Consider the following 12,751-nt stretch of genomic DNA (forward strand, 5'->3'; position numbering starts at 1 on the left):
TGGAGAACCGCCCGTGATATCGACCCTGCATGTAGCCAGAATCAAAGCCTGGGGCGCCCACGGCTTCACCGCCACGGGCGTGGTATTGGCATTCCTGGCCACCCTGGCGCTGCTCGAAAACTCACCCAAGGCCTGCCTGCTGTGGCTGGGCCTGGCCCTGGTGGTCGATGGCCTCGACGGCTCCCTGGCGCGACGGGTCAACGTCAGCACGGTGTTGCCCAGCTTTGACGGCTCGGTACTGGACCTGGTGATCGATTACCTCACCTACGTGTTCATCCCGGCACTGTTTATCTACCGCTATATCGACCTGCCGGAATTTACCCACCTGTTTGCGGTGTCGGTGATCCTGGTGTCATCGCTGTTCTGTTTCTGCAACGTGAACATGAAGAGCAAGGACAACTATTTCGTCGGCTTCCCGGCGGCGTGGAATGTGGTGGCCCTGTGCGTGTACATCATCCAGCCGGACGCATGGGTCACCCTGCTGACCGTGATCGGCCTGGCGCTGCTGACCGTGACGCCGATGAAGTTCCTGCACCCGTTCCGGGTCAAGCGCTTCATGCCGATCAATATCGCGGTGACCACGATCTGGTTGCTGTGCAGCTTCCTGATGGTGGTGGATTATCCGAACACCAACCCGTGGACATTCGGGCTGTGGTCGCTGATGTCGGCCTACTTTCTGGGCATCTGCATCTGGCGCACGGCGCTGGAATGGCTGGGCACCCATAAATAACCCAGCACCCAGGATCAAAATGTGGGAGGGGGCTTGCCCCCGATGGCCATAGATATCTACACAACTCTGTAGCGCTCAACCGTAACCACGATGCGAAGCGAGTCGCTCTTGATCTTGATCTGCTTTTGATCTCAGGCGCCCCGTTAAACCACGCTGGCCGAACGCAGGCTTGAATCCGTGGGTAACCCGGCAGGACGCCGGGTTAGCCGCACTGGGCCAGGGATGGCCCATTGCGGCGGCCCACGGATTCAAGCCGGAGAGAGGGCACACCGAGCCTAGGCGAGGTGCCGAGTGGTGGGGCAAGAGCGTTTTGCTTACTTTTGCGCTTTTCAAAAGTGAGCCGCCGTCAGGGCGGAACCCTAAGCAGGCGTTACCTAAATAATGGATATGTACCCGGTCCAATCCAACATCCTGGTCGGCCCTCAGGCCGCCATCGGGGGCAAGCCCCCTCCCACATTTGGTTTTGCGTACATCCGGGGGGTAAGATGGCGGCCTTCCCAGCAGCCCCGCCAACAATAAGCCCTGCCCATGCCCTTCGAACTCAGCGTTGACCTGACCACCCTCGCCATTCTCGCCGTCGTGGCCTTTGTTGCCGGTTTCATCGACGCCATCGCCGGCGGCGGCGGCCTGCTCACCACCCCTGCCCTGCTTACCGCCGGCATGCCACCGCACCTGGTGCTGGGCACCAACAAGCTCAGTTCCACCTTTGGCTCGGCTACCGCCAGCTTTACCTTCTACCGCCGCAAGCTGTTCCACCCGCGCCAATGGGTGCATGCCATCGTCGGTACGTTGATCGGTGCGCTGACCGGCGCCGTGGTCGCGCACTATTTGCCCGCCGAAACCCTGAACAAGATGCTGCCGGTGATCGTGTTCGCCTGCGGGGTGTACCTGCTGTTCGGCGGCACGCCCAAGGCGCCGCTGGACGCCGAGGCACCCATCAAGAAGAAATGGCAGGCCACCCAGGGCTTCGGCCTGGGGTTCTACGACGGCGTAGCCGGGCCAGGCACCGGCGCGTTCTGGACCGTGAGCACGATGCTGCTGCACCCGATCGACCTGGTGAAGGCCAGCGGCGTGGCGCGCAGCATGAACTTCGTCAGCAACGCGGCGGCATTGACGGTGTTCATCATCAACGGTTCGGTGGACTGGATCGTCGGCCTGGCGATGGGCATCTCGGTGATGGGCGGCGCATTCTTTGGCGCTCGCAGCGCCATCAGCGGCGGCGCCAAGTTCATTCGCCCGGTGTTCATCACCGTGGTGCTCGGCCTGACCGTGCGCCTAGCCTGGCAGCACTGGTTCAGCGTGGCCTAGGCGGCGCGCCACATAGAGGTCGATCAGGTAACGCGCAATCGAGCGTGACGCCGGCAACGGCGGCAGGTCGTGGATATTGAACCACTGCGCATCTTCGATTTCGTCGGCCTGGGGCACGATGTCGCCACCGGCATACTCGGCATGAAAGCCCAGCATCATCGAATGCGGGAACGGCCAGCACTGGCTGCCCATATACTGCAGGTTCTTCACCTCGACCTGCACTTCCTCGCGCACCTCACGGATCAGGCAGTCTTCAGCCGACTCACCCGGCTCGGCGAAGCCGGCCAGGGTGCTGTAGACCCCGGTGACAAAGCGTGGCGAGCGCGCCAGCAGGATTTCATCGCCACGGGTCACCAGCACGATCATGCTCGGCGAAATCCGTGGATAGCTGCGCAGGTCGCAGGCTTGGCAGTACATCGCCCGTTCCCGTGGCACCTGGACCATGGCCTGGCCGCAACTGCCGCAGAAGCGATGCTCGCGCGCCCAGGTGCCGATCTGTGCGGCATAACCCAGCACTTTGTACAGCGTGTGATCGCCTTGCAGCATAAAGCCGCGCAGGCCCTGCCAGCTGCAGCCCGGCACCTGGGCAGCAGCGTTGACTTCGAGCAGGTACACCGGCTCGCCATCAAGATGCCCGATGCCGTGCTCGGCAAAGACCGACAGGTCCTGGCGCTTGAGCCATTCGCGGGGGAACAGCGGCCCGTTGGCATCGTGCAAAAAGCCATCGCGGCTGCGGGCCACGGCCCAGCCGCCGGCGGCGTCGTTGTCCAGCAGCGTTGTGGTAATCCAGCCTGGGGTCATATCAATCAATCCACGAATTCGGGTGTCTGTTTGCTCATATGGGCCGCGATGGCCACGCGCAGGTCGTTGGATTGCAACATAGCCGAGTTCCAGGTGGCAACGTATTCCAGGCCGTCATTGATGCTGTGGTCGCGCATATAGCTGATCATCGCCTTGGTGCCGGTGATGGCAATCGGCGACTTGGCGGCGATTTCATGGGCGATGGCCATGACGCCCGCCAACAGGCTGGTCGAGTCGGCATACACGCGATTGACCAGGCCGATGCTGCGCGCTTCTTCGGCGCCGAACTGACGACCGGTGTAGGCCAGTTCGCGCAACATGCCGTCGCCGACGATGCGCGGCAGGCGTTGCAAGGTGCCGACGTCGGCGGCCATGCCGATGTCGACTTCCTTGATCGAGAACAGCGCATCCTCGGCGGCGTAGCGCATGTCACAGGCGCTGATCAGGTCGATGGCGCCGCCGATGCAATAGCCGTGGATCGCTGCCAGCACCGGCTTGCGGCAGTTGTCGACCGCATTGAACGAGGCTTGCAGTTCGAGGATCTTGCGCCGCAGCACGCGCGCGTTACGGCCCACATCCTTGCCGAGCTCGTTGGCTACCGAAGCGAGCATCATCAGGTCGATACCGGAAGAAAAGTGCTTGCCGGCACCGCTGAGCACCACCGCGCGCACGGCATCGGTGTCTTCGACCCATTGGAAGATATCGATGATTTCGCTCCAGAACGCCGCGTTCATCGCGTTGATCTTTTCCGGGCGGTTGATCTGCACATGGGCAACGTTGCCGTTGAGTTCGACGACGAAAGCTTGGTATTCGGACATGGCAGTGATCCCTGACTGGCGAGTGATAAGGCCTGAACTATAACAAGGCCAGGCAACGGCGCATCGGCCAAAAGCGGGACTGGCAAAAAACCTTGCCAGGCGCCATCCTTGGCGCTTTAAGCCGCCCCACTGCGGCGTTCGACGTTTGAAGGATATGCCCCATGCACGCCCAGCCCCTCACCCCCGCCGATTTCGACCTGATCGAGGAGACCCTGCTCAAGTACGGCGACGACCATTCGGTGCTGAACCTGGCTGAACTCGACGGTTATTTCACGGCCTTGGTCTCCAGCCCGACGCAGGTGGAGATCGCCGAGTGGTTCCCGGCAATCTGGGGCGGGCAGCACCCGGACTGGGAAAGCCCCGCAGAGGCCGGGCAGTTCCTGGACCTGTGTGTACGCCACTTCAACACGCTGGCGGCGCAACTGGCTGGCGATTCCACGACATTCAAGGCCCTGTTCGATGAAAAAGAACACCACGGCCAGTCTGTGACCCTTGCGGAAGAATGGTGCTTTGGCTACATCCGTGGCGCCGCCATTGGCAACTGGCCAGCGCTGCCCGCCGAACTGGCCGTTCAGTTCGAAAAAATCTCCTGGTGCGCCGAGCAGGATAATTTCGAGTTGCCGGCGGACCTGGATGTGCAGGCGCATCAGCAACAGGTCGGCGAAATCGAACCGGCCGCCCGAGCGCTGCACGATTACTGGCTGAGCCAGCGCTAAATCTCGACAAGCACCGCACCTTTGGCCGATTATTCGGGTCCGCCCCGTCGGCCACTCCATGCCACCTCGCCTTGATCAGGAGCCTTGTCCCTTGAGTTCGCAGAAAACCGTGACCGTTACACCGCCCAACTTTCCTCTCAATGGCAAGGTCGCGCCCCCCGGCTCCAAATCCATTACCAACCGCGCCCTGCTGCTGGCGGCCCTGGCCAACGGCACCAGCCGCTTGAGCGGCGCCCTGAAGAGCGACGACACCCGCCACATGTCGGTAGCCCTGCGGCAGATGGGCGTGACCATCGATGAGCCGGACGACACCACCTTCGTGGTTACCGGCCAGGGCAAACTGCAATGGCCGGCGCAACCGCTGTTCCTCGGCAATGCCGGCACCGCCATGCGCTTTCTCACCGCCGCTGTCGCCACCGTGGAAGGCACCGTGGTACTGGACGGCGACGACTACATGCAAAAGCGCCCGATCGGGCCACTGCTCGCCACCCTCGGCCAGCACGGCATCCGGGTCGACAGCCCGACCGGCTGCCCACCGGTGACCGTGCACGGCGTGGGCAAGGTCCAGGCCAAGCGCTTCGAGATCGATGGCGGGCTGTCCAGCCAATATGTATCGGCGCTGCTGATGCTCGCAGCCTGCGGCGAAGCGCCGATTGAAGTCGCATTGACCGGCAAGGACATCGGTGCCCGTGGCTATGTGGACCTGACCCTCGATTGCATGCGTGCCTTCGGCGCTCAGGTTGAAGCCGTCGACGACAGCACCTGGCGCGTGGCCGCGACCGGCTACACCGCCCACGATTACCTGATCGAACCCGACGCCTCCGCAGCCACCTACTTGTGGGCCGCAGAAGTATTGACCGGCGGCCGTATCGACATCGGCGTCGCCGCCGAGGATTTCACCCAGCCGGACGCCAAGGCCCAGGCAGTGATCGCCCAGTTCCCGAACATGCCGGCCACGGTGGTGGGCTCGCAGATGCAGGACGCCATCCCGACCCTGGCGGTGCTCGCCGCCTTCAACAACACCCCGGTGCGCTTTACTGAACTGGCCAACCTGCGCGTCAAGGAATGTGACCGCGTGCAGGCGCTGCATGACGGCCTCAACGCAATCCGTGCGGGCCTGGCGACCATCGAGGGCGACGATCTGCTGGTGGCCGCCGACCCGGCCCTGGCCGGCACATCGTGCAACGCATCGATCGACACCCATGCCGACCACCGCATCGCCATGTGCTTTGCCCTGGCCGGGCTGAAAGTCTCGGGCATTCACATTCAAGATCCGGACTGCGTGGCCAAGACCTATCCTGGGTACTGGAAGGCCCTGGGCAGCCTCGGCGTGACGCTCAGCTACTAAGGCCACCGCGCAGGTTACGGGAGGGCACGCACATGACCATTCGCCAACCCTGCCCGCCCGGCGCCTGCGTCTGCGAGCGCGAACGCTTGCTGGAGGCGCCCGGCGCCGACCTGCGCATTCTCAACCTGACACGCCAGGAAGAAAAACGCCTGCTCGAGCGCCTGGAAAACCTCAAGAGCCTGCAGGACCTGGAGCATATGCAGCAGCGTATGTACGAACAATTGGGCATCCGCCTGCATATCGCGCCGGGCCATACCGAGGTCAAGAGCATGCGCGGGATCCAGATCGTCATCGACGAACTGCCCGGCCTGTGTCGCAAGACCCGGCAATCGATCCCAGCAGCGATTCGTCGCGGCATGGAGAAGCAGCCCGAGATTGCCTACCGCTTGCTGGACGCCCACGACCTGTTTCGCGACGCTTGAATCACCCGGCGACTGTCTCACGCTCAAACAGCCCCTGCCCAACCATCCTGGCCTTGTGCAAATGCGCCTGGGCACTGTCGGTTTCCGAGTCCAGCAGCAGCTCCGAGGTCAGCACCTGCGCGCCGCAATAGTCAAAGATCCCGTAATCGATCTGCGTGCGCATGGCCTTGGCATAGCCGTGCCGGTCAAAGGCGCTTGCATCCGCAGCGCCCAAGGCCAGCAGATGCACCTGCAAGTGCCGCAGTTTCTTGGTCATGGGGATGTCCGGGCCGTACTTGATCGCCCAGCCGTTGACGAAGACGCGGTCGATCCAGCCCTTGAGCAACGCCGGCATGGACCACCAGTAGATCGGGAACGCGAGCACCAACGCGTCGGCGCGGTCGATGCGTGCCTGTTCGGCCCGCACATCCGCCGGCGGCATTGCGCCGCTGCGGTGTACCTGGTGGTCAGCGGCGGTGTAGCGTGGGTCGAAACCTTCCGCTGCGAGGTCGGCGATTTCAAAGGTGTGGCCGCAAGCGCTCAAACCCGCGCCGACCTGCTCGGCCACGCTGCGGGTGAGGGATTGCGGGTCGTGATGAGCAACAACGATCAGTGCGTGCATGGCATGGCGTCCTTTTGGGCTTAATCTACCTTTAGTAAGTTACCATCCTTAAGTTACTTTTGGTAGATAGCAAGCGCAGCAGGATGAGGTCTGTCGGGTAAAACAAACCAACTGTGGGAGGGGGCTTGCCCCCGATGGCGGCCTCTGGGCCGACCAGGATGTTGGATCAGACCGAGTACATATCCGTTTCTGCGGTAACGGCCACTTAGGGTTCCGCCCTGACGGCGGCTCACTTTTGAAAAGCGCAAAAGTAAGCAAAACGCTCTTGCCCCACCACTCGGCACCTCGCCTAGGCTCGGTGTGCCCGAACGCAGGCTTGAATCCGTGGGCCGCCGCAATGGGCCATCCATGGCCCAGTGCGGCTAACCCGGCGTCCTGCCGGGTTACCCACGAATTCAAGCCTGCGTTCGGCCAGCGTGGTTTAACGGGGCGCCTGAGATCAAAAGCAGATCAAGATCAAGAGCGACTCGCTTCGCATTGTGGTTACGGGTGGGCGCGGCTGCGTTGTGTAGATACCTATGCCCCGATGAGGGAGTGCCAGTGAATGCATCTGCAACTGACACACCGCTATCGGGGGCAAGCCCCCTCCCACAGTTTAATCTTCAGTGTTCGAACCTCTTGCCAAACGCTCGCTCACAAACATCCGTACCTTGCGCGTTAGTTGATCCAAATGCCGATCACGCTGCTTTTCCGCATCGACCATGGCGCGCTTACCGTGCTTTTGCAGCAGGTAGGTATGGATCTGCCGCACTTCCAGCGAGCTGTAGATGGCAGCCACGTCCAGCACCCCCATCAGCCCATCGGTCCCGTAGTCCCGCGTATTCATCAGCACTTGCGTGCCGCGCACGCCGCGCACCTTGAAGCCCATGGCTTCGAATGCGGGGACCTTCTCGACCGAACACGCCAGTTCCGCATGGGGATAGCGCGCCAACACGTCATCGAGCATGGCCCGGGCCACGCCCTGGCGCCTGAAACCGGCGTGCACGGCCATAAAGGCCACGCCACAGGCTTGAGGGTCGTCCTTCACCGGCAGGTACAGGCAGAAGCCGACGACGGTCTCGTCCTGCATCGCCACGACCAGCTCAACGCTGATGCCCTTCGAGCCGTCCAGCGCCTCGAGATACAGGTGCACCTCAAAACCGATGGCGTACTGGTAGATGTTATAGAGCAGGTTACTGGGCGCCAGGGCCACGCTGCTGATGTCGGTGAGGTTGTCGACCACCAACTGCAGGATCTGGCTGTTGACCGGTTCGGGACAGGGCGTGGTGTAGCGGGTAAGGCTGAACATGCAAATTCCTGGGGTTTCACGTCGAGGCAGCGGCAATTGTACCTGTTGCGCGCCGTGTCGCCGGAGTGCTCGACAGCCGCCACTCAACAATTGAGTGAAAAAAGTTCGGACCAACGGGTGCATGCATGCCCCTGGATCGCGCATCATGGGCACTTTCAAGCTCAAGGGTAACGTCCATGCGCGTTCTGTCATTGATGATGGGTCTTACGACGCTGGCCGCCAGTACGGTGTTCTGCGCCAGCGCGATGGCGAATGAAGAAAGTCAGTTGGTGCAACAGATCAACCAGTACCGCAGCCAGGTGCAGCGCTGCAACGACCAGGGTTCCCAGGAGTTGCCGCCGCTGGCCAGTGACACACGGCTGGTGCTGCCGGCCTCCAATGTCGGCGATTTGCAGCAGTCGCTGGCGCGGGCCGCGTACCCGATGGTCAACGTGCAGGCCATCAGCCTGTCCGGGCCCAAGGACGCCGAGGCCGCCATGAAAGCGGTGCGTGAGAGCTTCTGTCGCGTGGTGCTCGACCCGCAATTCGTCGATATCGGCGTGAGCAACAACGGCCAGGACTGGCGCATCGTACTGGCGCGTCCGCTGCTGACCAGTGGCCTGGGCGACTGGCAGACCGAAGGCCGCAAGCTGCTCGACCTGATCAACGCCGCCCGCGCCCAGCCGCGCGAGTGCGGCACCCAGGCGTTCACGGCGACCACGCCGCTGTCGTGGAATGACGACCTGGCCAACGCCGCCAACAGCCATACGCGCAACATGGCCAACGGTAACTTTTTCGATCACCTCGACCACGATGGCCGTACCCCCGGCGACCGTGCCGAACTGTCCGGCTACGTCGGGAAAAATATCGGCGAAAACATCGCCGCCGGTCTCGATACGCCGCGCAAGGTAATCGACGGTTGGCTCGCCAGCCCCGGCCATTGCGCCAACCTGATGAACCCGCAATTTCGCGATTTGGGCGCGGCCTACGCGATGGACCCGAAAAGCGATGCGGGCATCTATTGGACGGGGCTGTTCGGCACACAATAAAGCCTGCGACCGAGCCGCCAAATGAGCAATAAAATCAAAGTGCTATCTGGGAGAGTAACGTGCTGAACTGATTGCGGTCATACCGGTCTGTAGCTAGGCAGTCTGACCTCTTCAAGGCTTAACTACGCGTAGCGAAAAAGGTGTGAACCCAATGATGAATTGGCTGCAAGGCAGCAGCGAAATGGCAGAGCGGGTTCGTCGGCATGATTGGGCCAATTCGCCCCTGGGGCCGCTTGAACACTGGCCGGACGTGTTGAAGACCACCGTTGCGCTGTGCTTCGCCTCCAGCTTCCCCCAGGCCATCGTCTGGGGGCCGCAGCTGATCACCCTCTACAACGACGCCTTCGTGCCGATCCTGGGTAACAAGCCCGATGCCCTGGGCCGTCCGTTCAGCGACGTGTGGCACGAAGTCTGGGATGACATTAGCCCTATCGCCGATACCGCGTTCGCCGGTCAGGCCACCTATATCGAAGACTTTCCGCTGCTGATCCAGCGTGGCGAGGCCCCTGAACAAGCGTATTTCACCTTTTGCTACAGCCCGATTCGGGATGCCCAGGGTCGGGTGGTCGGGTTGCTCGATACCGTCACGGAAACCACTGCCACGGTGTTTCTCGCCCGGCGCCTGGCGGTGCTGGAAGCCATCGGCAGCAGCGTCGCCACTGCAACCGACGCTGAAGCCATCATGAATTCGACCACCCGCTTGTTGGCCAAACACCTGCAAGTGTCGATTTGTGCCTACGCCGACATGGAAGACGATCAGGACGGTTTTACCATTCGCGGCGACTGGTCGGCGCAAGGCTCGCCGAGCATCGTCGGCCGTTACAGCCTGGCCGCGTTCGGTGAACGCGCGATGACCTGCCTGCGGGCCGGCGAGCCCTTGGTGATCCGCAATAACGTGCTCGAATTGCCGGCCCATGAAGCCGCGAATTTCCAGGCGCTCAGCGTGACGGCGACCCTCTGCATGCCCCTGATCAAGGACGGCCGCCTCACCGCATTGATGGCCGTGCACGACAGACAACCCCGCTACTGGTCCCCCTATGACCTGGCGCTCCTGGGCGAAGTCACCGAACGTTCCTGGGCACATATCGAACGCGTACGCGCCGATGCCGCGGTGCGTGCGGGGCTGGCGGCCTATACCGAACTCAATGCGACCCTCGAGCAGCGCGTGGAAGAACGCACCCGCGCCCTCGCCCAGGCCGAAGCCGCGCTGCGCCAGTCACAAAAGCTTGAGGCCATCGGCCAGCTTACCGGCGGCGTCGCCCATGACTTCAACAACCTGCTGACGATCATCCGCTCCTCCGTGGATTTCCTGCGCCAACCGGGGCTGTCGGAAGAACGCCGGCAACGGTACATGTGGGCGGTGTCCGATACCGTCGAGCGCGCCAGCAAGCTCACCAGCCAACTGCTCGCCTTTGCCCGCCGCCAGCCGCTGAACCCGCAGGTGTTCGACGTCAGCCAACGGGTGCGCAACATCGGCGAGATGCTCGAAAGCGTTACCGGCGCACGCATTCAAGTGCAGGTGCAATTGCCCGATCAGCCCTGCTTTGCACGCATCGATCCGAGCCAGTTCGAAACCGCCTTGATCAACATTGCCCTCAATGCCCGCGATGCGATGAACGGCCAGGGCACCCTGACCATCAAGGTCGTCGGGCAGCAGCCACTGCCGCGCATTCGCGGTGACGCCGGGTCGCGCCTGCCTCACCTGTGCATCTCCCTGGCCGACACCGGCAGCGGTATTTCCAGCGAGACCTTCGAACGCATTTTCGAACCGTTTTTTACCACCAAGGCCGTGGGCAAGGGTACCGGGCTGGGTTTGTCGCAAGTCTTCGGCTTTGCCAAGCAATCGGGCGGCAATATCGATGTGGCCAGTACCTTCGGGCTGGGTACGGTGTTCACCCTGTACCTGCCCCAGGTGGAGGGCGAAGTCGCACCACCGCAGGCCGAGCATCCAGCGCTGCTACCACCGCAGGACGTTACCCAATGGCATGTGCTGATCGTCGAAGACAACCTTGAGGTAGGACGTTTCGCCTGCCAGATCCTCAAGGACCTGGGTTACCAGACCACCTGGGCGACCAATGCCGAACAGGCGCTGACACTTGCCGGCAAAGACGCGGAGGCTTTCGACGCGATTTTTTCGGATGTGGTGATGCCGGGGATGACCGGTGTCGCCATGGCCAGGCTGCTGCGTCAGCGCCGTGCGGACCTGCCGGTGGTGCTCGTGTCGGGCTACAGCGAAGAACTGGCGGACAATGGGTACGAGGGCTTTGAGTTCCTCGCCAAACCCTACTCCGCCGAACAGGTCGCGCGGGCGTTAGCCAGGGCCATGGCCAAGGATCAGCCCGCCACGGCGACCTGATTACGCCCCAGCGCCTTGGCCCGGTACAGCGCCTTGTCGGCGCTGTCCATCAAGCCATTCAGGTCCAGCGGCTCGGCGTGGGTCGATGCAAGGCCCAGGCTGGCACTCAGCCCCTGCACCGGGTCGGCGCGCAGGTCGCCAATGGCCTGGACCAGTTGCTCTGCAATGCTGCGCGCGGTCTCCAGAGACGTATTGGGCAGCAATATTGCGAATTCTTCGCCCCCCAGACGACCGGACACATCGACCTGGCGAAACGAGGCGCTGATCACGCCGCCAATCTGGCGCAACACCTGATCGCCGGTCTGATGACCGTAGGTGTCATTGATGCTTTTGAAGTGATCCATGTCCAACATCAGCGCGCACAACGGCTGCTGCTCGCGATGGCATTGGGCGTACAGCGCCTGGGCACGCTCGAAGAAGGCACGACGGTTCATCAATCCGGTCAGTTCATCGGTCTGGGCGGCGTGGGTTGAAAGGGTGTGCGCACGTTCCATCTGGCGGGTCAGGCGAAAGGCTTTTTCCAGGGCATCGGAGAGCTTGCGCGTGGCGCCCACTACAAAGGAGGAAAACACCAAGACCGCCAGCGCCACGCCCACCTGCATCGGCGCCGGCTGGAACAAAAGCCACAGGGTACAAGGCAGCAGCACCAGGCCCATGGACCCCAGCGACATGGAGCGATAAGCCGAATAGCACGACACTGCGCTGACCGACATGCCCACGGCAAACAGCATGACCAACACTTGGGACAGGCGGTCATCGACGGGCATCACCGCCAGCGCCCCGCCGCCCCAGATCCCCGCCGACAGCATCAGTGTCAGCCCGTAACGACGCTCCCAGCGCGCGGGCGTGCGTTCGCTGTTGGGGCAGCGGAACCATTCAAGGAACAGCTGCAGGCGCACCAGTGAGGAACCCGCCAGCAGCACCAGCCAGACCACCATGACCTGGTGATCGAAACGCTCCCAGCACAGCCAGCAGAGCATGATGGCGGCCAGGCAGGCGCCAAAGATGGCCGAGAACGACTGGCGAAACAGCTGATGCAAACGGTCGGTTCGCACCTGTTCTTCGATGACGTGGTCCGGGTCTTGCCCATGCCCAAGGCTATGCATGCGATTCGCCTGTTTGGCTGCTCCGACAGAGGCGCCATTGTGGCACCCTGCCAGTAGCCCGGACAACAGGATCCTGCGTGCTAGAGCGTTTAACCGTTCTGAGCAGATGCTCTGCAATCCAAATGTGGGAGGGGGCTTGCTCCCGATGGCGGCCTCTGGGCCGACCAGGATGTTGAATTGGGTTGAGTACATATCCGTTTCTGCGGTAACGGCTGCAATGGGTTCCGCT

Annotated in this window: 12 protein-coding genes; 7 read left to right on the forward strand and 5 right to left on the reverse strand. The window is 62.5% G+C overall.

The features are described from left to right. The first annotated feature begins 13 nt into the window (after positions 1-13). Together pcsA and BFP96_RS11575 are read left to right on the forward strand one after the other, a co-directional pair. Complete coding sequence (pcsA, locus tag BFP96_RS11570) at positions 14-730, forward strand: phosphatidylcholine synthase (protein ID WP_065892588.1); 717 nt, start codon at positions 14-16, stop codon at positions 728-730. Positions 731-1,258: 528 nt separating this feature from the next. After that, entirely contained in the window at positions 1,259-2,038 is a 780-nt protein-coding gene (locus BFP96_RS11575; protein WP_065884472.1) for a TSUP family transporter, read from the forward strand. Here the strand turns inward: BFP96_RS11575 and nudC are convergent. Both nudC and BFP96_RS11585 read right to left on the reverse strand, forming a co-directional pair. After that, complete coding sequence (nudC, locus tag BFP96_RS11580; protein ID WP_065895439.1) at positions 2,006-2,839, reverse strand: NAD(+) diphosphatase; 834 nt, start codon at positions 2,837-2,839, stop codon at positions 2,006-2,008. The genes BFP96_RS11575 and nudC overlap by 33 nt on opposite strands. 5 nt (positions 2,840-2,844) lie before the next feature. Continuing rightward, entirely contained in the window at positions 2,845-3,657 is an 813-nt protein-coding gene (locus tag BFP96_RS11585; protein WP_065895438.1) for a crotonase/enoyl-CoA hydratase family protein, read from the reverse strand. Between the two features lie 161 nt (positions 3,658-3,818). On the opposite strand from BFP96_RS11585, the gene BFP96_RS11590 reads away from it, so the two are divergent. From BFP96_RS11590 to BFP96_RS11600, 3 genes are all read left to right on the forward strand, one after another. After that, on the forward strand, positions 3,819-4,373 hold the full coding sequence (locus tag BFP96_RS11590; RefSeq protein ID WP_065898303.1) for a UPF0149 family protein: 555 nt from the start codon (positions 3,819-3,821) through the stop codon (positions 4,371-4,373). Positions 4,374-4,464: 91 nt separating this feature from the next. Continuing rightward, a complete protein-coding gene (locus BFP96_RS11595; protein WP_065898304.1) occupies positions 4,465-5,721 on the forward strand; it encodes a 3-phosphoshikimate 1-carboxyvinyltransferase in 1,257 nt (418 codons plus the stop codon). Positions 5,722-5,753: 32 nt separating this feature from the next. Next, the gene (locus BFP96_RS11600) at positions 5,754-6,143 is read left to right on the forward strand and encodes a hypothetical protein (protein WP_065895435.1); all 390 of its coding nucleotides are present in this window, start codon (positions 5,754-5,756) and stop codon (positions 6,141-6,143) included. A gap of 1 nt (position 6,144) precedes the next feature. Here the strand turns inward: BFP96_RS11600 and BFP96_RS11605 are convergent, their stop codons facing one another. Both BFP96_RS11605 and BFP96_RS11610 read right to left on the reverse strand, forming a co-directional pair. Continuing rightward, complete coding sequence (locus BFP96_RS11605) at positions 6,145-6,744, reverse strand: NAD(P)H-dependent oxidoreductase (protein WP_065936231.1); 600 nt, start codon at positions 6,742-6,744, stop codon at positions 6,145-6,147. Positions 6,745-7,339: 595 nt separating this feature from the next. Next, the gene (locus tag BFP96_RS11610; RefSeq protein WP_065936232.1) at positions 7,340-8,032 is read right to left on the reverse strand and encodes a GNAT family N-acetyltransferase; all 693 of its coding nucleotides are present in this window, start codon (positions 8,030-8,032) and stop codon (positions 7,340-7,342) included. A gap of 176 nt (positions 8,033-8,208) precedes the next feature. On the opposite strand from BFP96_RS11610, the gene BFP96_RS11615 reads away from it, so the two are divergent. Together BFP96_RS11615 and BFP96_RS11620 are read left to right on the forward strand one after the other, a co-directional pair. Then, positions 8,209-9,060, forward strand: coding sequence for a CAP domain-containing protein (locus BFP96_RS11615; protein WP_065936233.1), 852 nt, complete (start codon positions 8,209-8,211; stop codon positions 9,058-9,060). Positions 9,061-9,211: 151 nt separating this feature from the next. Then, entirely contained in the window at positions 9,212-11,416 is a 2,205-nt protein-coding gene (locus BFP96_RS11620; RefSeq protein ID WP_065936234.1) for a GAF domain-containing protein, read from the forward strand. On the opposite strand, the gene BFP96_RS11625 is transcribed toward BFP96_RS11620, so the two are convergent. Further along, entirely contained in the window at positions 11,395-12,522 is a 1,128-nt protein-coding gene (locus tag BFP96_RS11625; protein WP_065936235.1) for a GGDEF domain-containing protein, read from the reverse strand. The two genes, BFP96_RS11620 and BFP96_RS11625, sit on opposite strands and share 22 nt — an antisense overlap. Between the last annotated feature and the right edge of the window lie 229 nt (positions 12,523-12,751).

Source organism: Pseudomonas sp. 34 E 7 (assembly GCF_900005715.1).
In the GTDB taxonomy this organism is placed as follows: domain Bacteria; phylum Pseudomonadota; class Gammaproteobacteria; order Pseudomonadales; family Pseudomonadaceae; genus Aquipseudomonas; species Aquipseudomonas orientalis_A.